Origin of the sequence: Demequina sp. NBRC 110056 (assembly GCF_002090155.1) — a bacterium.
In the GTDB taxonomy this organism is placed as follows: Bacteria; Actinomycetota; Actinomycetes; order Actinomycetales; family Demequinaceae; genus Demequina.
Genome location: NZ_BBRM01000002.1, coordinates 17,158 through 43,077, shown reverse-complemented (window position 1 = coordinate 43,077; position 25,920 = coordinate 17,158). Strand labels below are relative to the sequence as shown.

General features: G+C 71.5%; 24 protein-coding genes and 1 pseudogene. 14 read left to right on the top strand and 11 right to left on the bottom strand.

The genetic code is table 11. The annotated features are described in order from the left end of the window. Positions 1–27: 27 nt before the first annotated feature. The 3 genes from B7K25_RS00215 to B7K25_RS00205 all read right to left on the bottom strand — a co-directional run bounded on the left by B7K25_RS00215 (position 28) and on the right by B7K25_RS00205 (position 3,613). Positions 28–609 (bottom strand): hypothetical protein, encoded by a 582-nt coding sequence (locus B7K25_RS00215; RefSeq protein ID WP_084103221.1) that lies wholly within the window; start codon positions 607–609, stop codon positions 28–30. A gap of 123 nt (positions 610–732) precedes the next feature. Further along, complete coding sequence (locus tag B7K25_RS00210) at positions 733–2,676, bottom strand: glycosyl hydrolase family 28-related protein (RefSeq protein WP_234988004.1); 1,944 nt, start codon at positions 2,674–2,676, stop codon at positions 733–735. Positions 2,677–3,004: 328 nt separating this feature from the next. Then, positions 3,005–3,613, bottom strand: a complete 609-nt coding sequence (locus B7K25_RS00205; protein ID WP_084103219.1) for a TetR/AcrR family transcriptional regulator — start codon at positions 3,611–3,613, stop codon at positions 3,005–3,007. An 84-nt stretch (positions 3,614–3,697) separates the two neighbouring features. On the opposite strand from B7K25_RS00205, the gene B7K25_RS00200 reads away from it, so the two are divergent. The 8 genes and pseudogenes from B7K25_RS00200 (at position 3,698) to B7K25_RS00165 (ending at position 11,953) form a co-directional block, all read left to right on the top strand. Continuing rightward, the gene (locus tag B7K25_RS00200) at positions 3,698–5,935 is read left to right on the top strand and encodes a glycoside hydrolase family 3 N-terminal domain-containing protein (protein WP_234988003.1); all 2,238 of its coding nucleotides are present in this window, start codon (positions 3,698–3,700) and stop codon (positions 5,933–5,935) included. A gap of 3 nt (positions 5,936–5,938) precedes the next feature. Then, entirely contained in the window at positions 5,939–7,189 is a 1,251-nt protein-coding gene (locus B7K25_RS00195) for an MFS transporter (RefSeq protein WP_084103218.1), read from the top strand. 56 nt (positions 7,190–7,245) lie between these two features. Next, a complete protein-coding gene (locus B7K25_RS00190) occupies positions 7,246–8,007 on the top strand; it encodes a fructosamine kinase family protein (protein WP_084103217.1) in 762 nt (253 codons plus the stop codon). Positions 8,008–8,229: 222 nt separating this feature from the next. Next, on the top strand, positions 8,230–9,414 hold the full coding sequence (locus tag B7K25_RS00185) for a CE1758 family FMN-dependent luciferase-like monooxygenase (protein ID WP_084103216.1): 1,185 nt from the start codon (positions 8,230–8,232) through the stop codon (positions 9,412–9,414). Between the two features lie 8 nt (positions 9,415–9,422). After that, complete coding sequence (locus tag B7K25_RS00180; protein ID WP_084103215.1) at positions 9,423–9,887, top strand: MarR family winged helix-turn-helix transcriptional regulator; 465 nt, start codon at positions 9,423–9,425, stop codon at positions 9,885–9,887. Beyond that, positions 9,884–10,603, top strand: coding sequence for a CE1759 family FMN reductase (locus B7K25_RS00175; protein WP_084103214.1), 720 nt, complete (start codon positions 9,884–9,886; stop codon positions 10,601–10,603). Before B7K25_RS00180 ends, B7K25_RS00175 begins: the two co-directional genes overlap by 4 nt. A 22-nt stretch (positions 10,604–10,625) precedes the next feature. Then, positions 10,626–10,949: pseudogene (locus B7K25_RS00170) on the top strand (GNAT family N-acetyltransferase); the annotation flags it as partial. Beyond that, positions 10,946–11,953 (top strand): pirin family protein, encoded by a 1,008-nt coding sequence (locus B7K25_RS00165; protein ID WP_084103212.1) that lies wholly within the window; start codon positions 10,946–10,948, stop codon positions 11,951–11,953. The pseudogene B7K25_RS00170 and the gene B7K25_RS00165, both read left to right, overlap by 4 nt. A 79-nt stretch (positions 11,954–12,032) precedes the next feature. Here B7K25_RS00165 and B7K25_RS00160 read toward each other — a convergent pair whose 3' ends face one another. Genes B7K25_RS00160 through B7K25_RS00140 form a run of 5 tightly spaced genes read right to left on the bottom strand, consistent with a single transcriptional unit; the run spans position 12,033 to position 17,866 of the window. Beyond that, positions 12,033–13,343, bottom strand: a complete 1,311-nt coding sequence (locus tag B7K25_RS00160; RefSeq protein ID WP_084103211.1) for a glycoside hydrolase family 43 protein — start codon at positions 13,341–13,343, stop codon at positions 12,033–12,035. Further along, complete coding sequence (locus B7K25_RS00155; protein WP_200807814.1) at positions 13,340–15,283, bottom strand: family 43 glycosylhydrolase; 1,944 nt, start codon at positions 15,281–15,283, stop codon at positions 13,340–13,342. The genes B7K25_RS00160 and B7K25_RS00155 overlap by 4 nt, the downstream gene beginning before the upstream one ends. 9 nt (positions 15,284–15,292) lie before the next feature. Then, positions 15,293–15,991, bottom strand: a complete 699-nt coding sequence (locus B7K25_RS00150; protein ID WP_084103209.1) for an NADPH-dependent F420 reductase — start codon at positions 15,989–15,991, stop codon at positions 15,293–15,295. A gap of 55 nt (positions 15,992–16,046) precedes the next feature. Continuing rightward, positions 16,047–16,844: an ABC transporter permease gene (locus B7K25_RS00145; RefSeq protein ID WP_084103208.1), complete on the bottom strand. Its 798-nt coding sequence runs from the start codon at positions 16,842–16,844 to the stop codon at positions 16,047–16,049. Beyond that, on the bottom strand, positions 16,841–17,866 hold the full coding sequence (locus B7K25_RS00140; RefSeq protein ID WP_200807813.1) for an ABC transporter ATP-binding protein: 1,026 nt from the start codon (positions 17,864–17,866) through the stop codon (positions 16,841–16,843). The genes B7K25_RS00145 and B7K25_RS00140 overlap by 4 nt, the downstream gene beginning before the upstream one ends. 62 nt (positions 17,867–17,928) lie before the next feature. On the opposite strand from B7K25_RS00140, the gene B7K25_RS00135 reads away from it, so the two are divergent. The 3 genes from B7K25_RS00135 to B7K25_RS00125 all read left to right on the top strand — a co-directional run bounded on the left by B7K25_RS00135 (position 17,929) and on the right by B7K25_RS00125 (position 21,384). Further along, entirely contained in the window at positions 17,929–18,918 is a 990-nt protein-coding gene (locus tag B7K25_RS00135; RefSeq protein ID WP_084103207.1) for a YafY family protein, read from the top strand. Between the two features lie 10 nt (positions 18,919–18,928). Further along, the gene (locus B7K25_RS00130; protein ID WP_084103206.1) at positions 18,929–19,747 is read left to right on the top strand and encodes an HAD hydrolase family protein; all 819 of its coding nucleotides are present in this window, start codon (positions 18,929–18,931) and stop codon (positions 19,745–19,747) included. Positions 19,748–19,893: 146 nt separating this feature from the next. Continuing rightward, the gene (locus tag B7K25_RS00125; protein WP_084104463.1) at positions 19,894–21,384 is read left to right on the top strand and encodes a DHA2 family efflux MFS transporter permease subunit; all 1,491 of its coding nucleotides are present in this window, start codon (positions 19,894–19,896) and stop codon (positions 21,382–21,384) included. An 89-nt stretch (positions 21,385–21,473) separates the two neighbouring features. Here the strand turns inward: B7K25_RS00125 and B7K25_RS00120 are convergent, their stop codons facing one another. The 3 genes from B7K25_RS00120 to B7K25_RS00110 are packed head-to-tail and all read right to left on the bottom strand — an operon-like array spanning position 21,474 to position 23,523. Next, the gene (locus tag B7K25_RS00120; RefSeq protein WP_084103205.1) at positions 21,474–21,956 is read right to left on the bottom strand and encodes an NUDIX domain-containing protein; all 483 of its coding nucleotides are present in this window, start codon (positions 21,954–21,956) and stop codon (positions 21,474–21,476) included. A 9-nt stretch (positions 21,957–21,965) separates the two neighbouring features. After that, positions 21,966–22,751, bottom strand: coding sequence for an SGNH/GDSL hydrolase family protein (locus B7K25_RS00115; protein WP_084103204.1), 786 nt, complete (start codon positions 22,749–22,751; stop codon positions 21,966–21,968). A 10-nt stretch (positions 22,752–22,761) separates the two neighbouring features. Next, on the bottom strand, positions 22,762–23,523 hold the full coding sequence (locus tag B7K25_RS00110) for an NAD(P)H-binding protein (protein ID WP_084103203.1): 762 nt from the start codon (positions 23,521–23,523) through the stop codon (positions 22,762–22,764). A gap of 43 nt (positions 23,524–23,566) precedes the next feature. Here B7K25_RS00110 and B7K25_RS00105 point away from each other — a divergent pair, with 43 nt between their 5' ends. The 3 genes from B7K25_RS00105 (at position 23,567) to B7K25_RS00095 (ending at position 25,847) form a co-directional block, all read left to right on the top strand. After that, the gene (locus B7K25_RS00105) at positions 23,567–24,046 is read left to right on the top strand and encodes a glutathione peroxidase (protein WP_084103202.1); all 480 of its coding nucleotides are present in this window, start codon (positions 23,567–23,569) and stop codon (positions 24,044–24,046) included. Positions 24,047–24,135: 89 nt separating this feature from the next. Continuing rightward, on the top strand, positions 24,136–25,182 hold the full coding sequence (locus tag B7K25_RS00100) for an LLM class flavin-dependent oxidoreductase (RefSeq protein ID WP_084103201.1): 1,047 nt from the start codon (positions 24,136–24,138) through the stop codon (positions 25,180–25,182). Beyond that, positions 25,179–25,847 (top strand): NADPH-dependent F420 reductase, encoded by a 669-nt coding sequence (locus B7K25_RS00095; protein WP_084103200.1) that lies wholly within the window; start codon positions 25,179–25,181, stop codon positions 25,845–25,847. Before B7K25_RS00100 ends, B7K25_RS00095 begins: the two co-directional genes overlap by 4 nt. The last annotated feature ends 73 nt before the right edge of the window (positions 25,848–25,920 follow it).

The window sequence follows — 25,920 nt, the reverse complement described above, 5'->3', positions numbered from 1 at the left end:
GTGCGCAGCCCCGCCCGAAGAACGCGGCTAGATGAGCCAGCGGTTCTTCTCGACGACGCTGAGCCGCTTCCAGGGCTCCCCGAAGCCGACGGCCTGGTAGCGGACCTCGAGCAGGACCGCCGCGGCGATGGCGACGATCATGATGATGTGGTCGTCCACGAAGGGGTTGGTGGTGTTGCCACCCTGGTTGGGCCACGAGTGCGAGGTCCACATCATGGCGAGCATGAGGATCGCGGACCACATGCCCACGCGTGTGCCGATGCCGAGCATGAGCGCGAGGCCGATGCCGCACAGTCCGATCATGAAGGGCCAGTCGGTCCAGGCTTGGGTGCCGAGGTTGGCGTAGAAGTCGGCCATGGGGCCGCTGGACGATCCGAGGTAGCCCTCGGTGATGCGTGCGCCGCTGAGCCAGGCACGGTCGCACATGACCTCGATCGAGCCGTCGTCCTGGCGGCAGGTCGAGAACCCCAGGCCGAACAGCTTGTCGATGAAGGCCCAGAAGAAGTAGAAGCCGATCACGATGCGGGTGATGGAGAGCATCACCCAGCCCGCGCGGGACCCGACGGGCCCCTCTGTCGTCGTTGTCACCGTCTGGTCAGTGGCTGCCATGGTTCGCTCCTTGATCGACGCCCCCTGCCGGGGGGAGGGTCACCCACGACCCGCTCTCGACCGTACTCCTGTCGCGGGTGCTGCGCACGGTGAAATCGCTGGTGTCTGGCATGTTGACGGACACTACGGACCCCACGGTGAAGGCGCAGGCGGCGCGACCACCGCCGGTCGGTCCTCACACGAGATGATGTTCGGCACGTACCGCCCGAGCCACGGGTGCAGATCCGGCTCCCACGGGGTCGGCGCGAGCCCGTCGTTGCCGCCGAGGTCGACCAGCGAGAACTCCGAGCCGTTGACCCAGTCCCATCCGAACGCACCGCAGTTGTTGACGCCACGTGCGCCGACGTTCCTGGCGTCGACGTTCTCGAACGCCGCTGAGCCCATCGAGCGTGCGCTCACCACCGACGTGCCGGTGCCGTCGACGCGGACATCTCGGACGGTGACGTTCTCGATCGCGTACAGGTCCTTCACGCCCCACTCGGTCACCAGCATCAACGCGTTGTAGGTCGAGTCGAGGTAGTGATCGCCCTCAATGAGGACGTCGGCGTCGATGCTGCGGTCAAGCGCGTAGAGCCAGATGGCACCGAGCCCGATGTCCCAGTTGAGATCCAGCGGGGCGGCACGGACGACGGTGTTGTCGCGGAACGTGATGGCGCCCGCGAAGGGTTCGGCGCCGAAGCGCGCGCCCAGGTGGAGGCCGCTGCCCTCGCGCACCGGATCCGCCACCAGGTTGCCCTCTACGGTGAGGTCGCTACCGCCGTACAACGCGATGCCATTGGCGAGCACCGGTGACTGAACGGTGTTGAACGCAAAGGTGTTGCGCGCATCGGCCTCCGCTAGAGACCACATCGCGAGACCATCGTCGCCGGTGTTCCTCACGAACGTGTTCGAGACGGACGAGTCCGTGACGCCCCGGTGGAAGTTGACGGCGTCGGCGATCTGATCAGCGATGACCGTGTCGGTCACATGGGTGTTCGCAATCGGACCGTCGAACCAGATTCCGACCTTCGTGTGGTGGATGTAGAGCCCCGTGATCGTCGAGTCGCTCATCGCTCCGCCGATCCCGTTGACCTGATCGTCGTCGATGCGCTCGCGGACATCGCCCTCGATGGCGAATCCCTCAAGATGCACGTTGGAGCTGCCGCCCTCGTTCGCCGGCTTGCCGTAGAAGCCAACCCCGGTGTGCGTCGAGCCGTCGGACGCCGGCTCCGCCAGCTCCACCTCGCTGCCACGGATGATCGAGTGCCAACTGCCGGCGCCGATGATGGTCACGTCATCGACGATGATGTGGCGGTCCACTCGGAACGTGCCGGCGGGGACGTAGACGGGCACGCCGCGATCACGCGCCGCGACGATCGCGGCATCGAACGCGCCAGCGGAATCGCGCCGTCCCGTGCGGTCGGCACCGTGGTCGGTCACGCTCACCGCACCGTCGACGACGACGGGTGGGGCGACCAGCTCGGTGTCCACCAGGTCGATCACGGTCCACTCCGCGTTGGACTTGCGCGGCACCTCGAGCCGGAGGACGGACCCCGCAGCGAAGGTCTTCTTCAACTGAACGCGCTGCTCGTCATAGAAGTGGTGCGGGCGGAAGGGCGTATCGAACGCCGGCGTGGGGTCGGTCTGAGACGGCACGCACGCGCATTCGGCGATCCACCAGTCAGGCTGCAGGACACTCGCATCCGGGTCGTTGGTGAAGGGGTAGGTGTTGTAGAGCCACGAGTATTCGGAGGTGAGAGTCACCTTGTGTCGGTGCCCACCATCGACCCACAGGTCGAGCGGCGCCGTGATGCCGCCTCCGCCGGGAGCGTCCGGGATCGCGTACCGAATGGTGACCGCGTTCGCCGCCTCGGGCAGAACGAACTCGACGTGCTCGCCAGGGTCGAGCATCACTGCGGCCCGGCCGCTCGCCTCGGAGGGCAGCGTGTAGGCATCGCGCCCTGCGATCACCTCCCCCGTGGTGACGCCGTTCTCGGCCTCTTGCTCGAAGAACGCCACGTCGGCGCCACGACCCTCCACGAGTTTCGGATCGAGCGCGGCGCGGGTGACCACAGGCTCTGCAGACACACGTGACGGCGGTGCCGCGGCCGCAGCGAGGGAGCTTGTCACCACGATCGCGAATGACGCGACGAGGCCTACGACAGCACGAGCGCGCTCTCGACGGTGGTGGTGAGTGAGTGGGTTCATCGCATCGACCTCTCGTCGCCCCGGCGCGCCTTCGCACCGGCTGTCGCCTCATTGCGACAGGCGTCACCGTAGCGCGCGCGTCGAAGATTGCCAAGCCTTTAGACTCTTCTTGCGCACTTCTGTCATTTCTTTGCTCTACTTGCGCGAACGATGCGGAAACGCGACGCAAGGGGAGGGAGGGATCTCCTTTCGTCAGCTGCCGCGCGGCTCAGTGCAGCGGTTCGCGCAGCTGCGCGTCGAGGTGGGCGGTGACGATCCGCCCCATGGGCGCGGGCAGCGTGCCCAGCAGCCACTGCACCTGGAGACCGTCGAGCAGCGCGATCAGCTGCGCCGCCGCCACCTCCGGGTCGACGCCCTCCACGAGGTCCCCGGCATCGCGAGCCACCTCATAGGCGCCGATGAGGCTGGCGAGCAAGCGCTCGTACCGGCCGACGAAGTAGTCGTGCGCCGGGTGGTCGGCGTTCGTCGCCTCGGCTGAGAGCGTCGCGAACAGCTCGACGAGCGCGCGCTGGGTCTCGTTCTTCTCCGCCGCCCCGACCATGGACCGCAGCGCCTCGCGACCCAGCTCGCTGCGCACCGGGTTGTCGAGGGCGCCCATCTGGTCGCGGCGCTCGAGCACCGCCATGAGCAGCGCCTCCTTGGTCGGGAAGTGGTAGAGCACGCCGGGGTGCGTCATCCCTGCTCTGGCCGCGATGTCGCGAAGCGATCCGGCCCGGTAGCCTGACTCGCAGAACTGCTCCGTCGCAGCGGCGATGATGTGCGCGCGGGTGTCGCGCCCGCGCTGCTGGCGCCCGTCGAGGACCTCCGGTTCGGACATGCGCCGAAACTTACCATGCGGTAAGGAAACTTGGTAGCATCGATCCGGCCTCACCGCAGATCGCCTCACCGCGAAAGGACACCCGTGGACGCTCCCGCCTACCTCGACTCGTCGCTCACCACCTCCGAGCGGGTCGCCGACCTCGTGTCGCGGATGACCCTGCCGGAGAAGGTCGGGCAGATGATGCAGCTCAACGCGAAGGAGCGCGTGACGAGCCTCATCGAGGACTTCCACGTGGGCTCGATCCTGCACACCTCCCCCGAGGCCATGCTCGAGGCCGACACCGCGGTGCGCGGCTCGCGCCTGCGCATCCCGCTGCTCGTGGGCGAGGACTGCATCCACGGCCACTCCTTCTTCGAGGGCGCGGAGATCTACCCGACCCAGCTCGGCCTCGCCGCGACCTGGGATCGCGACCTCGTCCAGCGCGTGGCGCGCGCCACCGCCGTCGAGGTGTCCGCGACCGGCATCCACTGGACCTTCTCCCCCGTCCTGTGCATCACGCGCGACCTGCGCTGGGGCCGCGTGTCCGAGACGTTCGGCGAGGACCCGTACCTCATCGGCGAGCTGGCCTCCGCGATGGTCGCGGGGTACCAGGGCGACGGCCTCGGCGACGCGACGGCGATCCTCGCCACCGCGAAGCACTTCGCCGGCTACTCCGAGACCCAGGGCGGGCGTGACGCGTCCGAGGCCGACCTGTCGCGACGCAAGCTCCGCTCGTGGTTCCTGCCGCCGTTCGAGCGCGTCGCCCGCGAGGGCTGCCGCACGTTCATGCTCGGGTACCAGGCCATCGACGGCACGCCCATCACGGTCAACGACTGGCTCCTTGGCGACGTCCTGCGGGGCGAGTGGGGCTACACCGGCACCCTCATCACCGACTGGGACAACGTCGGCAACCTCGTGCGCGAGCAGCGCATGTACCCGGACTACGCGACGGCGGCGGCCGCGGCCGTCAACGCTGGCAACGACATGATCATGACGACTCCCGCCTTCTTCGAGGGCGCGCAGGAGGCCGTCTCGCTCGGACTGCTCGACGAGGCGCGCATCGACGAGGCCGTCTCCCGCATCCTGACGCTCAAGTTCGACCTGGGTCTCTTCGAGGACCCGCGCCTGCCCGACCCCGATCGTCAGCGGGAGGTCATCGGCCAGCCGGCGCACCGCGAGCTCGGACTCGAGACCTCGCGCCGCTGCCTCGTGCTGCTCGAGAACGACGGGCTGCTGCCCCTCGACGCGAGCGGCACCGCGAGGCGCATCGCCGTCGTCGGCCCGAACGCCCACGACGCGCAGACCCAGCTGGGCGACTGGGCCGGCAGCTCCGGCCAGGCGGACTGGCTCCCTGCGGGCCAGCCACGGGACATGATCCTCACCACCGTCGACGGCCTGCGCGAGCAGGTGCCCGACGGCTGGGAGGTCACCTACACCCGCGGCGCCGACATCCTCACCACCGGCCCCGACCCCGAGGGCGAGCTGTTCCCCGACGGTCAGCCCCGTCCGCACGTGGTCCACCCGGCAGCGCCCGACGCAGACGAGATCGCCACGGCGGTCGAGGCGGCCCGGGCCGCCGACGTCGTCGTCGCCGTGCTCGGCGACCGCATCGAGGTCATCGGCGAGGGTCGCTCGACGGCGACCCTTGAGCTGCTGGGCGGCCAGATCGCGCTGCTCGACGCCCTCGTCGAGACCGGCACTCCCGTGATCCTGGTCGTGCTCGCCTCCAAGCCGCACGTCCTGCCTCCCGCCGCCGAGCGCGCATCGGCCGTCATCTGGGCCGCCAACCCCGGCATGCACGGCGGCCAGGCGATCGCCGAGCTGATCCTCGGCGCGATCGAGCCGAGCGGCCGGCTGCCGATCTCGTGGCCGCGCCACGTGGGCCAGCAGCCCACCTACTACAACCAGATCGACGCCCAGCACGGCCACCGCTATGCGGACCTCTCGCAGGAGCCTCAGTGGGTGTTCGGCCAGGGCCTCAGCTACACCTCGATCGAGTACAGCGGGCTGCGCCTGCTGCCGCCCACCGAGGAGGACGTGATCCGCGCCGAGGTGACGCTGTCCAACACCGGCTCACGGCCCGCGCTCGAGACCGTGCAGGTCTACCTGCGCGACGAGGTGACGTCGGCGACCTGGGCCGACCGCGAGCTCAAGGCCCACCGCCAGGTCTCCGTCGAACCCGGCGAGTCCGTCGCGGTCGAGCTCGAGCTGCCGGTCGAGGCGTGCTCGATCGTCAACGCGCGCGGCGAGCGTGAGGTCGAGCCGGGGGCGTTCACCTTGCTCGTGGGCCCGTCGTCCCGCCTCGACGACCTGCTCTCGGTCCGGTTCCGGATCGGGTAGTCCGTGACCACCTCCGTCCCCGCCGCGAGCGTCGCCCCGGAGCTGCGCCGGGCCAGGCTCGGTGTGTCGCTGATCTTCGCGACCAACGGCGTGCTGCTCGGCAGCCTCGCGCCGCGCCTTCCCGAGCTCCGCGTGGGCCTCGACCTCTCGTACGGCCAACTGGGCGTCGCGATGGCTATGTGGCCCGTGGGAGCCCTGCTGCTCGGCCTCGTGTCGGGCGTGCTGATCCGTCGCTTCCGCTCCTCGCGCGTCGCGATCGCCGGCATGGTGCTGTGCGCCCTCGCGCTCATGGGCGCGGGCCTCGCGACGAACGTGTACGCCTTCGCGGCGGCGCTGTTCGTCGTCGGCGCGACGGACGCGTGGGTCGACGTCGCGCAGAACTCGCACGGCCTCCGCGTGCAGCGGCTGTACAAGCGTTCGATCAACAACGGCTTCCACGCGATGTGGTCGATCGGCGCCGTCACGGGCGGGCTCATCGGCGCGGCCGCTGCCGGCCTCGACATCGCCGTGCGGTGGCAGTTCGCCGGCATGGTCGCGCTCGTGATCGTGCTGAACGTCGTGAGCTACCCGATGCTGCTCAAGGGCCCCGAGCCGCAGTCCACGGCCGACGACGGCGCGGACGAGGCCGCCATGCCCCACGAGGCCCCGGGCCGCGCCGGCTCGGCCCGGATGTGGCTGCTGCTGGGCGCGCTGTCGCTCATCGCGATCGCGGGCGCGTGGGCCGAGGACGCCGCCTCCACGTGGGCGGCGAGCTACCTGCGCGACGAGCTCGCCGCGCCCGCGGCGATCGCCGCCTTCGGCTTCATCTCCTTGCAGGGCTTCCAGTTCATCGGCCGCCTCACGGGCGACCGGATGATCGATCGCTTCGGCCAGCGCGCCGTGGCGCGCGCCGGCGGCGCGCTCATGTTCCTCGGGATGGGTCTCGCGCTGGCGTTCCCGAGCGTGTGGGGCACGATCCTCGGCTTCGCCGCCGCGGGCCTCGGCATCGCGACCCTCATCCCAGGAGCCTTCCACGCTGCCGACGAGCTGCCCGGGCTCAAGTCCGGCAGCGGCCTCACCATCGTGGGATGGATGCTGCGGCTCGCGTTCCTGCTGTCGCCGCCCATCGTCGGAGCGATCGCGGACGCGACGTCCCTGCGCGTGGGCCTCGCGATCATGCCGCTCATGGGCCTGCTCGTCGTCCTGCTCGCGGGGGTGATGGAGCCCAAGCGGCTCCAGCCCGCGCCAGCGCCCGCCTCGCCCAGCACCCTGTAGGAAGGCTCTCTGCGCGCTTCGTCGTCAGGGTGCGCGCTGTGGGACCGTGGTGCGTGATGGAACCCTTCACCAAGTCACGCCCGGGCGCGCCCACCGGCTTCTTCGAGGCCGAGGCGGCCGGCTTGCAGTGGCTTGCCGAAGCGCGCGGTGCGCGCGTGGCGCGCGTCATCGACGTCTCCGCGGGGCGCATCGTCCTCGAGCGCATCGCCACTGTGCAGCCCACGGCCGACGCGGCGCGTGGCTTCGGACGCTCCCTCGCCGCCACCCACGCGGCGGGGGCTCACTCCTGGGGTACGGCGCCTACGGGGTGGGACGGGCCGCTGTTCATCGGCTCGCGCGAGATGCCTGGAGAGACAGAGGCGTCGTGGGGCGCGTTCTATGCGAAGCATCGTGTCGAGCCGTTCCTCGCGCCCGCGGTCGCGAACGGCCACCTGTCCGCCGACGAGCAGGACCTCGTGAATGAGGCGTGCGAGCTCATCGCGACAGGAGCCTTCGATGACGGCGCGACGCCCGCACGCATCCACGGCGACCTGTGGGCGGGGAACCTGCTGTTCGACGTCGATGGCGCCGTGCTGATCGACCCGGCCGCGCACGGCGGCCATCCCGAGACGGACCTCGCGATGCTGGCGCTGTTCGGGGCGCCTCACCTCGACCAGATCCTCGAGGGCTACTCCGAGGCCGGCACGCTCGAGAGCGGCTGGCGCGACCGCGTGCCCCTGCATCAACTCCATCCGCTTGCGGTGCACGCTGCGGGCCACGGCCGCGCCTACGGCGTCGAGCTCGCAGCAGCAGCGCGCGCGACCCTCCGACTCGCCTGACGCGCCGCCTCGACAGATTCTCGTCCCGCAGCGCGCACCGCCACGACGAAGCGCGCAGAGATCCTTCCTCCAGGGTGCTGGGCGGGGCCGGGGGCGACGGCGGGGCGCGAGGGCGGGGAGCCGCGGCGGGGGCCGGGCGGGAATGAAACCGTCCGGCTCGCGTTGATAGATGCAAACGCATATAATCGTCGCCAGACGATCCGCCCACCCAGGAGGCACCCCATGCAGTTCGGCATCATGTCCGTCTCGGACATCACCCGCGACCCGGTCACCGGCTACACCCCGTCGGAGGCTGAGCGCATCGACGCGATCCGGCAGATCGCCGTCAAGGCCGAGGAGGTGGGCCTCGACGTCTTCGCCATCGGCGAGCACCACAACCCGCCGTTCTTCAGCTCCTCCCCGACCACGCTGCTCGCGCACATCGGCGCGCTCACCGAGCGCCTGATCCTCACCACGAGCACCACCCTCATCACGACCAACGACCCGGTGCGCATCGCTGAGGAGTACGCGATGCTCCAGCACCTCACCAAGGGCCGTATGGACCTCATGCTCGGCCGCGGGAACACCGCTCCCGTGTACCCGTGGTTCGGTCAGGACATCCGCCAAGGGCTCCCGCTCGCGCTCGAGAACTACAACCTGCTGCACCGGCTCTGGCGCGAGGACGTCGTCGACTGGGAGGGCAACTTCCGCGGCCCGCTCCAGGGCTTCACGTCCACGCCCCGCCCCCTGGACGACGTCCCGCCGTTCGTGTGGCACGGCTCGATCCGCACCCCGGAGATCGCGGAGCAGGCCGCGTACTACGGCAACGGCTACTTCGCCAACAACATCTTCTGGCCCAAGGAGCACTACAAGCGCCTCATCGACTTCTACCGTCGCCGCTTCGAGGCCCACGGCCACGGCGCCCAGAAGGAGGCCATCGTCGGCCTGGGCGGCCAGGCGTTCATCGCCAAGAGCAGCCAGGACGCGCGCGACCAGTTCCGGCCCTACTTCAACGAGGCCCCCGTGTACGGCAACGGCCCCCGCATGGAGGACTTCGAGGAGATGACGCCGCTGTCCGTCGGCAGCCCGCAGGAGGTCATCGACAAGACCCTCACGTTCCGCGAGGCGTTCGGCGACTACCAGCGCCAGCTCTTCCTCGTCGACCACGCGGGCCTGCCGCTCAACGTCGTGCTGGAGCAGCTCGAGTTGCTCGGCGGCGAGGTGGTGCCCGTCCTGCGCAAGGAGCTCGACGCCAAGCGCGAGCCCGGCACCGCCGAGGCTCCCACGCACGCCGCCCTTGTCAAGGCCAAGTACGGCGACGCCGAGCCGCGCCAGCCACGCCCCAACGCCAACCGCGGCGACAACGTCACGGGCGGCTCCCCGTACCAGGACTCCGAGTCCAGCGTCGCCGCCTACCCGTCGATGTGAGCCGGGCCATGACCACCACGAGCGCCGATGCGCGGGTCAGGTCCCGCACGCACCTCGCCAACGATGCGTGGGAGGCCTCCCTCGCCGCGCACGCGGCGCTCATGCGCCGCTTCAGCGCCGAGGACGTGTGGCACGGGCTGTCGATGCGCGAGTACGACGTGCTCTACACGCTCTCGAAGTGCGACGCGCCGCAGCGGTTGGGCGAGGTCGGCAGGCACGTCCTGCTGAGCCAGCCCGCCCTATCCCGCCTGGTCGACCGGCTGGTCGACAAGGGCCTCGTGGGCCGATGCGCGGATCCGGCCGATGCCCGCGCGGCTCACCTCTCGCTCACCGAGGAGGGGCGCCAGCTGCAGCGTCGCGTGGGCCGCGCCCACGGGCGCGACGTCGCGGCGACCATGACCGCCGCGCTCACCGACGAGGAGCTCGCGCTCCTCGAGTCGCTCTCACGCAAGCTTGCCTTGGAGGCATCATGACCACCCCCGTCACCCCAGAGACGTACCGTCTCGTCGTCGTCAGCGCGGGCGTGTCCGACCCGTCCTCGACGCGACTGCTGGCCGACCGCGCCACCCAGCGCGCGGTCGCGATCCTCGAGTCCCGCGGCCACACCGTGACCGTCACGGCGATCGACCTGCGCGAGCTCCTGCCGGAGCTCCCCCAGGCGCTGTCGAGCCAGCTCATGGGCCCGCGGTTCACGAAGGCGATCGAGCACCTGCAGGCCGCGGACGGCATCATCGCCGCCGCCCCGGTCTACAAGGCCGCCGCGTCCGGACTGTTCTCGAGCTTCTTCCAGGTGCTCGACAACGACCTGCTCATCGGCAAGCCCGTGATCCTGGCCGCGACTGCGGGCACCGCCCGCCACGCCCTCGTGGTGGACGAGGAGATGCGCTCCCTGTTCGCGTACCTGCGCGCGCTGCCCGTTCCCACCGGCCTGTTCGCGTCGACCGAGGACTGGACCGACAAGGCGCTCGGGACCCGTATCGACCGCGCCGCGACCGAGCTCGCGATCCTGGTCGAGTCCGGCTTCGCCCGCAAGGTCCGCGACGACTCATGGGCGCGCTATCAGCACACCTACGGCTCCGCCGGCGGCACCGAGCTCGACATCGACCTCGACTCGGACATGATGCGACTGGCCACCGGAGGCTCGCTGCGGGACGCCGCCGCGGACCCGTTCGACCTGCGCGACAGCTGAGGAACACGACGCCCGGCGCCCGTGTTGGCATGGGCGACCGCACGACGAAGGGATGACCATGGCCGAGACCACGTGGAACGAGGACGCGAGCCGCTACGAGCTTCGCGTCGACGGCGAGCTCGCCGGCTGGATCGAGACGCGGACCAACGATGACGTCATCGCGCTGACGCACACGGAGGTCCGCGAGGAGTTCCAGGGCAAGGGGCTGTCCAAGCCGCTCATCAGGGCGGCCCTTGAGGACGCGACCTCCAAGGATCTGACGGTCGCTCCCCTGTGCGGCGCGGTCGCCGCCTACGTCGAGCGCAACGACGTCCCGGGGCTCCAACTCGTGGACAAGCAGGGATGACTCGCCTGGACGCGGGATCCGACGTCACCGACGAGGTGGCCGACGACGCCGCGTCCCGCGACTGCCGTCCGGGCCCCCGGGCGATCTTGCTCGAGGCCCGCGACGTGCCGCTCGGCGGCCTGCGCGCGATGACGGTGAGGCGCGCGCTGCCGCAGCGCGCGCTGCCGACCATCGGCGCGTGGTGCTTCGTGGACCGATTCGGGCCACAGGTGACGACCATGACGGTCGACTCCCACCCGCACACCGGGCTGCAGACCGTGACGTGGCCGCTCACCGGCGAGGCCCGTCACCGCGACTCGCTGGGATCACACGTCGTGCTGCAGCCCGGCGCCCTCAACCTCATGACGGCGGGGCACGGCATCGCCCACACCGAGCACTCCGTCACGCCGGACTCGCTGCTCGACGCCATCCAGCTCTGGGTCGCGCTTCCCGAACAGACGCGCCACGGCGACGCGGCCTTCGAGACTCACCCCGCGCTGCCTCAGCTCACGCTGCCCGGTGACGGCTCCGATGCGCACGTCACGGTGGTGCTCGGCGAGCTCGCCGGCGTGCGCTCCCCCGCGACCGTCCACACGCCCATCGTCGGAGCGCAGGTCGAGCTGCCGCCGGGTGCGGCGGTGCCCCTGCCGCTCGACAGCGCCTGGGAGCACGGCATCCTCCACATCGACGGCGACGTCGAGGTGATCGACCACGACGGCACGCCGCTGGGCTCCCCGCGCGACAGCGCCATCCTCTACCTCGGCACCGACCGGTCCGCGGTGACGCTGCGGACGGTCGACGGTGCCCGCGTCTTCGTCCTCGGCGGGGAGCCGTTCCCCGACGACCTCGTGATGTGGTGGAACTTCGTGGGACGCAGCCACGACGAGATCGCCGAGGCGCGGGCGGGCTGGGAGTCGCACGACGAACGGTTCGGGATCGTTCCCGAGGCCCACGGCGTGCGCATCCCGGCTCCCCCATTGCCGGCGGTGCGCCTGACGCCTCGACGACGGCGCGCGCTCGACTGACGCCGAGCACCCTCCGCGCGGCACCCTGGGGCGCCTGGGCTGCGCGGACGTGACACGCCGCCGGCCGTGGCGCCCGTCGTCAGGCGACGCGTACGGTCGCCGTGACCGCGAGCGCGCGAGAGGCCCTCGGGACCTTGCCCTCGGCGTCCCACCGGCGCGATCCGTCCGCCGCGACCCAGTCGTCCCGATTCGCCCCGAGCGTACCCAGGAGCCGCCCCTCGACGACCACCTCGCCGGGCTCCGCGACGTCGAGCCCATCGAGGTTCCACGCGACCTCGAAGTCATTCTCGCCCCCGCCGTGGAGCCGCGCCCGCGCGGTGGCGGGCAGCGCCGCTCGCACAGACGCCTCGTCCGCGCCCACCTCGACCCGCACGGTGGCGACGTGCACCTGCACCACGGCCGCCGCATCGGCGCGGCGGAGGGCGTCGTAGCGCTCGCGGGTGAGCGGGATGACCCCGCCATGCTTGGTGGCCGGCGCAAGGTCGAAGTCCGCCTGCGCCACCTCGGACCAGGGCTCGGGCGCGTCGAGATCGGTGGCGACCATGGGCCGGTACCCGACGTCGGGGATCACGTCGACGAGCAGGTACCAGAGGTCCTCGCGGTGGACGCGAAAAAGCGCGGGCCCCTCGACGAGTCCCGGGTCGCCGCCCACGTAGCCCGCGCCAAGGTGGATCTGCGTCTGCGTCCAGGTCGCCTCGGGAAGCCACCAGCGCGCATCGTCGCTGTGCTCCATGAACAGGCCGCGCGCGGTCCCGTTGTCCTTGGTGACGCGGTACGTCCGGCCCCCTTCGCGGATCATCGTCGTGTCGATGACGTCGCCCGGGGCGTCGATGAGCACCCCGCCGGTGAGCCACCCCGACTGCGTGAAGTCCCTGGTCGCTCCCCAGATGATCCGCTGCCGCCCGTCGGCGCCCGCAGAGGCCCAGTAGACGACGAAGGCTCCGCCGTCGGCGTCGTACTCGTCCACCCACAGCGCCTCGGGCGCCCACATCATGCCCATGTGCGGCGCCGCAGGGTCCGGCATCCCGTCGGGTCCGAGCGCGACGTCGATCTGACGCTGCTCGCCCCAGGTGACGAGGTCCTCCGACTCCCAGACGTTCATCCTCGTGGAGTACTCCGAGCCCCACACGGACCAGCCCGCCTCGTCAGCTCCGAAGACCCGCAGGTCCGTCGCGATGAGGTAGTAGCGGCCCGTGTCGGGGCGGTGCAGCAGGAACGGGTCGCGCACGCCCGTGGTCGACATGCTTGAGGCGAGGATGGGCTCGCCGCCGTTCAGCCGGTCCCAGGCGGTCGGGTCGTCGCCGCGCGAGATCGACAGGTGCACCTTCTCGCGATACCCGTGCGAATCCTCGACGAAGTGCACCATGAGGTACCCGTAGCGCTCGGTCATCCGTCCACCTCCGTCACGCGCACGACCACCGCGACGTGACGCCGCTCCGGCGCGAGCTCCTCCTCGGTCTCCATGTCGAGGCGCGGCAGCCCGTCGGCCGTCCAGTGGACGCGGCGCACGAACGTGTCGCGTCCGGTGAGGCCCAGGTGGTCGGTGCGGGCGTGGAACACGTACAGCTGGTTGCCGTCCTCGTCCCAGGACCACATCCCGTGCCCGGTGCCCAGCTGCATCTCGCCGTTGAAGGGGCCCGACTTCTGCAGGGGCATGCCGAGTCGCGTCCACACGGCCGGGTCCGTGAGGTCCGCTCCTGACGGCGCGGTCGCGAGGCCCGTCGTGTAGGTGTCGCCCACGGTCGATCCCGAGTACAGCAGGTGCACACGGCCGTCGCGCACGTGAAAGTTCGGGCCCTCCGCGATGGTGTTGTCCCACGCGTACTCCGGCGCGATGATCCGCACCGGCTCGCTCGTGAGCCGGGTCGGATCCCCGGGGTCCATGGTCGCGATGAACACAGATCCGAGCATCTGCCAGGCGTAGTGGTGCCGCCCACCGTCCTCGAGGTAGGTCATGTCGAGCGAGATCCCGGACCGGTCGTTCAGCGCCGAGCCGTCCGCGCGGGTCACGTGGCGCGTGGGCGTCCAGCTCGCGGGGTCCGTCGGGTCGAGATGACGTCCATCGGCGTCGCGCCGCAGCTGGATGATGCTCGCCCGCCCGGTCCACATGTCCGGCCGCCCGTCCGCCCCGTCGTAGCAGGGCATGAAGAGGATCGACAGCTCGCCGCCGATCGTGTGGATCTCGGGCGCCCAGAAGCAGCCCGTCATGACGTCGTCGTCCGCGTCGCGGTCGCCCGCGACGAGCAGGTCCCGCTCGAGCGCGGCGCCGCCGTTCGCGTCCGCGAGGGCGGCGATGGTGTCCGCCATGCGAACAGGCATCCCGATCGGGTCGCCGCTGTTCGCGATCGGGTCCATGCGGAGATCCTTGGTCGCGATCATGAGGAAGACCCGACGGCCGTTCCAGTCGAAGGGCACGATGCTCGGATCCGCGCGCTCGTCGGCGAACGGTGTGGGGTAGACCGGCTGGCGGACCGTCGCCGTCACCACGTGATCGCCCGGCGCGCCGGTGTCGACAGCGGCCACCGCGGCGGCGTCCCACGCCAGCGCGAGCGACCCACGCGAGCCGTCCGAGTACTCGAGGCCGACGCGCCCGGGGAGCAGGTCCTCGGTCAGGCGGGCTCCGCGCGGCACCTCGACCGCGGGCAGGTCCGCCGTGCCGGTGTTGGTCACCGGCCCGAACCGCTCGCGCAGCGCCGATGCCGTGGCCGGGTCGATCTCGACCGTGCTGCCCGTGTTGAGGTCGGGCAGCGCCGATGCGTCCGCAGCGTTCGCATCGAGCTCACCGGGGATGGCGATGTCACCACGCACGGGCTCGCCGACGGTCGCGTCGGCGGCGAAGCGGTCGAGGGTCGCGTGCCACGGTGCGCCCTCGTCGTCGCGCCACCGCACGATGCACGCGCCGTCAGCCACGGCGAAGGCGGGATCGTTGACACCGTGGGCGACGCCGAGGTCGAGCATGCCGAGCTCCGCGAACTCCACGAGGTCCTCGCTGCGGGCGAGCAGCACGCACGAGGCTCGCGTGCCGTCGTCACCGCCGCCGCGCGCCGTGCGCGTCGCCATGAGGCCGAACGACCCGTCCGCGAGCCGCGCGAGGTGAGGGTCCTTGAGCGAGCGCAGGTCTGGGTCGAACGTGCCGTCGGGGCCAGGAACCGCGGCGACGCGTGCGAAGTGCACGCCATAGCCGTCGAACAGCGGCACGCCGTCGAGCGCGAGGTGGAGGCTGAGCGCGATGTCCGCGTTGTTGGCCTCGGCTTCGGTGGTCGGCTTGCGGTCGTAGGCGACCAGCATGTGGCCGGCCGGGGCTGGATCTACATCGTTGTAATCGGGCACGGAAGGAGCCTACAGCGCGGCCCTTGCACGGGCCACCACGCGCCCGCGCTGCGAGTCCCAGAACCTGTCGAGCATCGCCCGCGCCTCGGCGGCGTCGCCCTCGGCACCGAACAGCTCCGTCCCCGGCTCGAACCGCATGCCCTCCGCCAACGAACCCGCGACCACGGGGTCGTAGCCGAGCGCATCGACGAGCCCCGCCACCGCGTCGACGTCGTCCGCGCCGTCGCCCGCGACGGCGACGGCGATGCGGGCGGGGTCGCCGGGCGGCGCGTGAAGCTCCTCGAGCACATAGGCGCCCACGTGGTTGAGCGACTTGACGATCCGGGCCCCCGCCAGGTGCCGGCCGACCTGCTCGGAGGTCGAGGTCGTGAGGTCCTCGAACTGCGGCAGGCGGCCGTCGATCTCCCACCAGTGGTTGCTGGCGTCGATCACCAGGGCGCCGGCGAACAGCGCGGCGTCGAGGGACGCGATCTTGCCGAGCGGCAGCGCGAGCAGCACGGCGTCCCTGCGCGCCGCGTCGGCGACCGAGATCGAGCTCGCGCCGGGCGCGCCCGCCTCGATGACCGCGCGCATCTCCTCCGGCGGGCGCCGTGCCGCGACGCCGACGTCGAGGCCCGCCGCGACCGCGCGCCTCGCGATCGCCAGACCTACTCGCCCGGCGCCCACGATGCCGAGCGTGCGAAGGGAGGGCGGGGGCGCGGGGCTCACGCCCGTACCGTACGTCAGGTGACGGCCCGGGCGGGAGCCCCTGCGCGCATCGGCCCTACTCGCTGACCTTCATCGCGCGGATGCCGACCACCAGCCCGACCGCAGCGGTCGCGGCCGCGGCCAGCACGCCCCACCCGACCGCGGCTGCCGCGAAGTCGCCCGCCATCAGGTGGCGCTCGGCCTGCACGACCCAGTTGACCGGGTTGAAGGTGGACACCACGGTCATCCACCGCGGTCCGGCGTCGAGCGGCAGCAGCATCCCCGACAGGATCAGCAGCGGGAAGATCAGCGTCTGCTGGACCGCCCAGAACGCCCACTCGCGATCCTTGGTCTTGAGGGCAAGCGCGTAGGACAACGAGCCGAGTCCCACACCGAACGCCGCGAGGATCACGAGGCCCGCGAGCAGGCCCAGCAGGTTCGGCCGGAAGCCGAAGGGCCACGCGATCGCGACGATGACGAGCACCTGGACGACGATGGGCACGACCTCCTTGAGGGCGCGCCCGGCGAGCAGCGAGGCGCGCGACAGGGGCGCGACCAGGGTGCGCTCGTGCGAGCCGGTCATCATCTCGTACTGCAGGTTCGAGCCCGTCGCGCCGGTGCCGAACAGCACGATCATCGCGAGGACGCCGGGGACGAACCACGCCAGGGTGTCCGCGGTGGACTCCCCCGAGGTGCCGATGAGCAGCGGCGTGAACAGGCCCAGGAACACGAGCGGCTGGACGAGCGAGAAGATCACCGAGAACGGGTCGCGGACCACGGGCCGCAGCTCGCGGATCATCACGTTGACGGTGTCGCGGGCGCCGGAGCGCCCAGCGGCCCGGCTCGATGCGGCGGTGGTGTCGACGGCGCTCATGACGGGGCTCCTTCGGTCGCGGCGGCCGGTTCGGCGGCCGGGGTGGTGTCGTGGGCGGCGTCGGCCTCCCGCAGGGTGCGCCCGGTGAGCGCGAGGAACACGTCGTCGAGGGTGGGCGGCACGCCGGTCGCCCGCTCCACGGCGAGGCCCTGGGCGTCGAGCTCGCGGATCAGTCGCGGCAGCAAGCTCTCGCCGTCCTCCACGTTCGCCGCGACGGTGGTCGGGTCGGGCCGGGTGGTCGCACGGTCGGCCAGGCGCGCGATCGCCGGCTCCGCGGCGTCGGCGTCGGCCGCCGACCCGAACCCCAGGGTGATGGCGTCGCCCGCGAGCGTCGCCTTGAGCGCGGACGCCGTGTCGTCGGCGATGACGCGGCCGGCGTCCATGACCATGACGCGCTCGGCGTACCGGTCCGCCTCATCGAGGTAGTGCGTGGTGAGGAACACCGTCGTGCCGTGCTGGGTGCGCAGGTCGAGGATGTGCTCCCAGAGGTTCGCGCGGCTCTGCGGGTCGAGGCCCGTCGACGGCTCGTCGAGGAAGATCAGCGGCGGCGCGTGCATGAGCCCCAGCGCGATGTCGAGGCGCCGCTTCTGGCCGCCCGACAGCTGCTGCACGGTGCGCGAGGCGAACCCCGCGAGGTCGAGCGACTCGATGAGCGACTCCGCGCGCTGCTTGGCCTCGCGGGCGGGCACGCCGTAGAACGCGCCTTGGCTGAGCAGCTCGTCACGCACGCGCTGCGCGAACGAGCCCGAGGTGCCCTGGCCGACGTAGCCGATGCGGGCCCTCACCTCGTGCGGCGCTCGCGCGATGTCGTGCCCGACCACCCGCGCTCCGCCCGAGGTGGGCGGGATCAGGGTGGTGAGCATCCGGATGGTGGTGGACTTTCCAGCGCCATTGGGCCCGAGGAAGGCGACGAGCCCTCCAGGGTCGACGGAGAAGGACACGTCGGTGACGGCATCGACCGTGGTCTTGCCGCGACTGAACTGCTTGGTGAGGCCCTCGGCCTCGATGATCGGGTTGGTCATGCCGGCCACGTTACGACCCTTTGCGGACAGTTTCCGTCCGCAATGGATGAGAATGTGGAGTCATGGCCGACACCACCGCACGAACCCTCGCGCTCCTCGACCTGCTGCAGCGCCACCGGCACTGGAGCGGGCCCGAGCTCGCCGAACGCCTCGGCACCACCGAGCGCACCATCCGCCGCGACGTGGAGCGCCTGCGAGAGCTCGGCTACCGCATCGGCTCCTCCACGGGACGCGAAGGCGGCTACCGGCTCGAGTCCGGCGGCACCCTGCCCCCGCTGCTGCTGAGCGAGGACGAGGCCGTCGCCATCGCGGTCGGGCTGCGCGTCGCGGCCGCCGAGCAGCTGGTCGACGGCACGGCGACGGCGCTGTCGGCGATCGCGAAGCTCGAGCAGGTGCTCGAGCCCCAGCTGCGCCGCAAGGTGACCGCGCTCGCGCAGGCGATGACGGCGCCGTCCCAGGGTCGCGGCGCGGACGTGCTTCCCGCCGTGCTCGGCCAGGTGGCGCTCGCCTGCCGCGATCGAGAGCGTGTGCGCTTCGCCTACGAGGATGCGCAGGGACGGGCGTCACGCCGACGCGTCGAGCCCCACGCCCTCGCCCCCGCGCGCGGACGCTGGTACCTGGTCGCCTGGGACCTCGAGCGCGAGGACTGGCGCACCTTCCGGCTCGACCGCCTCAGCGAGCTGACGGCGACGGGCGTGCGCTTCGCGCCCCGGCCGCTCACCCGCGAGGAGATCGACGAGCGCGTGTTCGTCGCGAGCTCCGCCCAGCGTCAGCCGGTGGAGGCGTTCGCCGTCCTCGAGACCTCGATCGCCGCGTTCGAGGCGCACATGGGCGTGTGGGCAGACGGCTCGACCGAGCCCTCCCCCGGACGCACCCGCTGGGGCTTCGGCGGCACGGACGTGCGCGACCTCATGTACGCCATGTCCTGGCTGCCGCAGGACGTCGACTGGTCCGTCGAGCTCGACGAGGCTCACCGCGCCGAGCTCGCCGCGATGCTGACGGTCATGCTGCGCGGGCTCGAGCGCGCATCGGCCGTCTCCGATCCCTCCTAGGCTGGGGCGCATGCCCAGCCCCCGCCTCGTCTTCCTCGACATCGACGGCACCTACGCGTTCCACGGCGCGGTGCCGCCCGAGCACGTGGACGCCGTCCGCGCCGCGCGCTCGAACGGCCACCGGGTGCTGCTGTGCACCGGGCGTCCCCGCGCCACGGTCTCCGATCGGCTGCTCGCGGCGGGATTCGACGGGGTGGTGGCCGGCGCCGGCGCCTACGCCGAGCTCGATGGCGAGGTGCTGCGCGACGAGACCTTCCCCGCGGACGTCGCCGCCAAGTCCATCGCGGCGCTCGACCGCCACCATGCCGTGAGCCTCGTCGAGGCGACCGAGGCGATGTACGTGCGCACCGAGGGTCGCGAGGCGATGGACTCCCGCGCCCCGGGCTCGGGTTCGAGCCAGGAGGAGGTGTGGCGGGATCTGCTCGCCGGGCGCCGCGTCGTCGAGACCTTCGACGGGCTCGCGTTCTGCAAGGTCGTCACGCTCAGCGCGGACGTGCCGCTGTCGGAGATCGCGGCCGAGATCGGCCCCGAGGTCGCCGCCGTCGACACCTCCATCCGCGACCTGGGCCGCGGTGCGGGAGAGCTCTACCTCGCCCACATCACCAAGGAGGTGGGCATGCGCGCCGTCGTCGACCGCCTGGGGCTCACCGCCGCTGACGTGGTGGCCGCGGGAGACGGGCCCAACGACATCGAGATGATCCGCTATGCCGGCACGGCCATCGGCATCGAGGGCGGACACTCGGACGTGCTCGCGAACGCCGATGTCGTCGTCCCGGGCCCCGACCACGCGGGCCTCGTCCAGGGGTTCGAGCGCGTCGGACTCATCTGACCGCCCGGTAGGGAATCTCCGCCCGGACCGCGCGGTTGCCCTTTCCGGACCGCTCGCGAGGTGCGACAATGGTCCGTCCCCGCGTGTGCACCGCGCCGTCCCGCCGCGAGGGTTCTGTTCGTCTGACGCGCACCCCCGGAGGCATCATGTCCGATAGCACTGCGCCCAAGACGACCACCGTCGCGACCGATTCCGCGACCGAGGCGGAGACCACGAGCCGGCGCGACAACATCGTCATCCTCGTGCTCATCGTGTCCGCGTTCACGGTGATCCTCAACGAGACGATCATGGGCGTCGCGATCCCCCACCTGATGGAGGACCTCGACATCACGGCGGTGGACGCGCAGTGGCTCACCGCCGCGTTCCTGCTGACCATGGCGGTGGTCATCCCCATCACCGGCTGGCTGCTGCAGCGGTTCCCGACCCGCCCGCTCTACCTCGCGGCGATGTCGACGTTCGTGGCCGGCACCGCGCTCGCCGCGGTGGCGCCGGGCTTCGAGGTCCTGCTCGGCGCGCGCGTCATCCAGGCGTCCGGCACGGCCGTGATGCTGCCGCTGCTGATGACGACCGTCATCAGCCTGGTGCCCGAGAACGAGCGTGGCAAGCGCATGGGCACCATCGGCCTCGTCATCTCCGTCGCGCCCGCGCTCGGGCCGACGATCTCCGGGATCATCCTGCAGTTCCTGCCGTGGCGCTACCTGTTCGTCTTCGTCCTTCCCGTCGCCATCACGGTGCTGGTCTTCGGCTTCCTGAAGATGCGCTCGACGAACGAGACGCGCCCCGCGCCGCTCGACGGCTGGTCGGTGCTCCTGGCCGCGCTCGGCTTCGGGTCGCTCGTGTTCGGGCTGTCGCAGATCGGCGAGTCCGCCGAGGGCTCGATCGCCGCGGCGCTCACCTACGTGATCATCGGCGTGGTCGGGACTGCCGCGTTCGCCTGGCGCCAGATCGCCCTGCAGCGCCGCGACGCTCCCCTGCTGGACCTGCGAGTGTTCCGCGAGCGCACCTTCTCCGTCGCGACCGCCATGTTCGTCGTGGCCATGATGGCGCTGTTCGGCACCATCATCCTGGTCCCGCTGTTCACGCAGGGCGTGCTCGAGCTGAGCGTGCTGCAGACCGGCCTGATGCTGCTGCCCGGGGGCCTGCTCATGGGCCTCATGGCGCGGCCGGTGGGACGGCTGTACGACCGCATCGGCCCGCGCCCGCTGCTGATCCCCGGAACGGCGCTCGTCGCGACCGCGCTGTGGGTCCTGGCGCTCACGCTGTCGCAGTCGACGCAGCCGTGGATGATCCTCGCGTGCCACATGACGCTCAGCGCGGGCCTCGCGCTGATCTTCACGCCGCTGTTCACCGCGAGCCTGGGCTCCCTGCCCCGGCACCTGTACTCGCACGGCTCCGCGACCATCTCGACGCTGCAGCAGGTCGCGGCGGCGGCCGGCACCGCGTTGTTCGTGTCGACCATGACGGCGGTGGCCATCACCGAGGTCGACGCCGGCGCCACCGAGGTGGCGGCCGAGGCCGCGGGCATCCGCACCGCGTTCCTGGTGGGAGCCGTGCTCGCGACGCTCGGGATCGGCCTCGCGACGCTGGTCCGCCAGCCCGCGAAGGTCGACGGGGCGGCCCCGGTGGCTGCTCACTGACCCTCCCCGCCCCCTCCCCGTCCACGAAAGTGGGCCCACTCTCATCGCCTACGGTGCGCAGAGGATGAAAGTGGGTCCACTTTCGCGGTCTAGGCGGGAAGGAAGTCCGCTCGGTCGTCGCCCCTGAGCGCCGCGCCGATGCGCTCGGCCATCTCGGCGCTCATGTCGGGCAGGTCCGTGGTCGGGAACCACCGAGCCTCGGTGTTCTCGCCGTCGGCGGGGTGGGGCTCGCCGCTGACCCAGCGGAAGCGATAGGTCAGGTCGAGGTACTGCGACCGGTCGCCGTTGTCGTAGGTGATGGGCTCGAGCGCCCGCACCCGCACGAGCGCCTCCGGCACCGCGACGACATCTGCCTCCTCGAGCGCCTCGCGCGCGCCCGCGCCCGCGGGCTCCTCGCCGGGGTCGATGATGCCCGTGACCGGCGTCCACGCACCGTTGTCGGCGCGCTTGACGAGAAGCACCTCCTGGCCGTCGCTCGCGTCGCGAAGGATCACCGCGGTCACGCCAGGAAGCCACAGCAGGTCGGTGCCGATGCGCTCACGCAGCGCGAGGACGAAGTCAGGGGTGGGCATGCCTCCAGGCTAGCGAGCCGAGTCGGCAGCCTCGTGCACGGCGGTCGGGTCGATGCGCACCCAGTCCGGGTGCTTGGCCGTGCGGCCGTCGCCGGACGAGCGGCGCGTCAGGCGCCGCCCGATCCAGGGCAGGACGTAGCGGCCGTAGTAGCGCGCCTCGACGAGCGCGCCGCGCGCCTCGGGGCTCGTGTCCGAGGACGTCGGCAGCGCCGTCTCCACGCCGAGCGCGGTGAGCACGCGTGCCGCGACCCGCTCGTGACCCAGCGGCCCGAGGTGCAGCCGATCGGCCGACCAGTACGGCGCCCGACGCAGCTCCTGATCCGACCAGTTGTCGACGAACAGCTGTCCGGGGCGACGCTCGAACACGCCGTCCATGGCGTCGAGGTAGATCCTCCCGCGCTCGGACATCATCGCCCCTCGTGGCAAGCGCATGGTGGGGTCGCCGCCCGACAGCAGCAGCAACCCGACGCCAGACTCGGCGCACCGGTCGATCGCGTGCTCGATCAGCCCGACGATGCGGTCGAGGTCGAAGCCTGGCCGCATCATGTCGTTGCCGCCGCCGTTGAAGCTGATGAGCGTAGGCAGCGGGTCCAACGCCAGCGCTGCCTCGAGCTGGTCGCGGACGATCGGCTCGATGAGTCGGCCGCGGATGGCGAGGTTGACATAGTCGACGGGCTCGTCGAGCCCTGCCGCCAGGCCGGCGGCCACCAGGTCCGCCCATCCGCGCACGGAGCCGTCGGGCAGGTCGTCGCCAACACCCTCCGTGAAGCTGTCACCGATCGCCGCGAAACGCATGAGAGCGAGCCTAACCCCGGCGTCGCCTGAGATCCTCCATGTCGCGGCGCAGCCGGGCAGGCTCGTCGGCCAGGGCGGGCTCTCGCGGGTCGAGAGCGGCGTCGAGCGACCCGGGCTCGTCGCGCACCAGGCCCGCGAGGCGCGCGCACCAGTCGCGCTCGGGCTCGCCGGGCGCGGCGAACAGCTCGAAGGTGACCCCGACGACGGCGGGACAGGCGAGCGACGCCACCACCGCATCGGCGATCTGCGCCCGCGCCACGGGCCGGCGCGAGTCCACCGGCGTGCGGTCACCCTGCTCGAGCGCGACAGCGCGGTGCCCCTCGGGCTCGAGGTCGAACCACCCGGGCCGAATCACCGTCGCGGGCAGGCCGCTCGCGCGCAGCAGGCGCTCCCCCCGTCGCTTCCAGTGCATCGCCTCCCGCCAGCTGCCGGACGCATGGGTCACCGCCATCGAGGTCATGAGCACCACGTGCGGTCGCGCAGCGCCGACGGCCCGCAGCACCGCGGGCACGGCCCCGTAGTCGACCTCCTCGGGAGGGGTGGAGCCCGCCGCGCCGTGGACCATGACCACCGCATCGGCCCCACCCACGGCCGCGGCCAGCGCCGGCTGGTCGTCGAGGTCGCCCACGGCGACCGTCACCTCCCCCAGCAGCGCCGATGCGCGGGCCGGGTCGCGCACGTACGCGACCACGTGGTGGCCGGCCGCGGTGAGCGCGGGCACGACGACGCGCCCGACGGAGCCCGTCGCCCCGATCACCACCACGCGCGCCATGAGCCCATGGTGCACCACACGTCGACCGTGTCAGGATGGAGGGATGACGACGATCTCCGACTTCACCGCGGCCACCCTCCAGGGCGAGGAGCGCGAGTTGTCCGCCTACGCGGGTCAGGTGGCCCTCGTGGTGAACACGGCGTCCAAGTGCGGCTTCACGCCCCAGTTCGAGGGGCTCGAGGCGCTCTACGGGCAGTTCAAGGAGGACGGCTTCGTGGTGCTGGGCTTCCCCTCGAACCAGTTCAAGCAGGAGCTCGCGGACGCGGAGGACATCGGCGACTTCTGCCAGGCCAACTACGGCGTGACGTTCCCGATGTTCGCGAAGGTGGACGTCAACGGCAAGCACGCGCACCCGTTGTTCTCGTGGCTCAAGAAGGAGGCGCCCACGCCGCTGGGCAAGGCGGTGAAGTGGAACTTCACCAAGTTCCTCGTGGGCCGCGACGGTCGCGTGATCCGGCGCTACGGCTCCAACACCGAGCCCGCGGACATCGCGGACGACGTGCGCGCGGCGCTCGCCGCCTGAGTCGCCGGTCCCGCGCGGGAATACTCACGGCATCCCGTACGCTACTTCGTTGACGCTTCAATGAATTGGAGCCTACGAAGGAGCACCCCATGACAGACGTGACGTTCGGCATCGAGACGTTCGGCGACCTGCCGTTGCACGACTCGGGCGAGCCGATGTCGCACGCCGCCTCGCTGCGTCAGGTGGTCGACGAGGCAGCGCTGGCCGACCAGATCGGCATCGACGCGGTCGCGCTCGGCGAGCACCACCGCGCGGACTTCGCCATCTCCTCCCCCGAGATGGTCCTTGCGGCGATCGCCTCGCGCACCGAGCACGTGACCCTCGGGTCCGCCGTCACCGTGCTCAGCTCCGACGACCCCGTGCGCGTCTTCCAGCGCTTCTCGACCCTCGACGCGGTCAGCGGCGGGCGCGCCGAGGTGATCCTCGGCCGCGGCTCGTTCACCGAGTCCTTCCCCCTGTTCGGCTTCGACCTCGCCGACTACGAGGTGCTGTTCGAGGAGAAGATCGAGCTGTTCTCTCGCCTGCTGACCGAGCAGCCCGTCACGTGGGAGGGCACGACCCGAGCGCCGCTCACCAACGCGGACGTCTACCCCAAGACCGACTCGGGCTCCCTCACGACCTGGGTGGGCGTGGGCGGCTCGCCGCAGTCGGTGATCCGCACCGCGCACTACGGCTTCCGCCTCATGCTCGCGATCATCGGCGGTGCACCCGAGCGCTTCGCCCCCTACGTCGACCTCTACCGCCGCGCGACCGAGCAGCTCGGCACCACGGCCCACCCCGTCGGCATGCACAGCCACGGCTTCATCGCCCCGACCGACGAGGAGGCCCGGGAGGTCTACTTCCCCGGCTACAAGGCGATGCGCGACCGGATCGGAGCGGAGCGCGGGTGGCCTCCCATGTCTCGCGCCGACTACGACGGCGAGATCGACCACGGGTCGCTGTACGTCGGCTCGCCCGAGACCGTCGCGGCCAAGATGGCCGCCGGGATCACGGCCGTCGACGCCGGGCGCTTCGACCTGGTCTACACCGGAGGCGGGGCCATGCCCGCGAGCGCGCGCATGCGCGCCGTCGAGCTGTTCGGCACCGAGGTGATCCCCCGAGTCAAGGACATCCTCGCGGACGGAGGCGCGCGATGACCCCGCAGACCGTGCGGACCGTCGGCATCCTCGGCGCCGGCAAGCTGGGCACCGTGCTCGCGCGTATCGCCGTCGCCGCGGGCTACGACGTCGTCGTCGCCGGCTCGGGCGACCCGCAGCGCATCGCTCTCACCGTCGACGTCCTGGCCCCCGGGGCGCGCGTGGCGACGGGCGAGGATGTCGCCCGCGACGCCGACCTCGTCATCCTGGCGCTGCCGCTCGGCCGGCACCTCGAGCTTCCCGCGGAGGCCTTCCGCGACACGGTCGTGGTCGATGCGATGAACTACTGGTGGGAGGTCGACGGCGAGCGCGACGACCTCACGGACGAGCGCACGACGTCCTCCGAGATCGTCGCGCGCCACCTCGTGGGCGCCCGACTCGTCAAGGCCTTCAACCACATGGGCTACCACGACCTCGATGAGGGCGGCCTGCCCGCCGGAGCGCAGGGCCGCCGCGCGATCGCCATCGCGTCGGACGACGACGGCGCGGCTGCGACCGTGGCGCGCGTCGTCGACGCCCTCGGCTTCGACCCCGTGCACATCGGCGGCCTGCGATCGGGACGGCACCTACAGCCGGGCACCCCGGCCTTCGGCGCGAACGTCGGCGACGCGGAGCTCGTCGCCCTCGTATCCCGGTCCCGCGAGGGACGCTCCGTCGCGGCCTGACGACGCCGCCTACCGACACGACCTGACGACACGACCTGACGACACAAGCTGGCGACACCGCCTCGCCGCACCC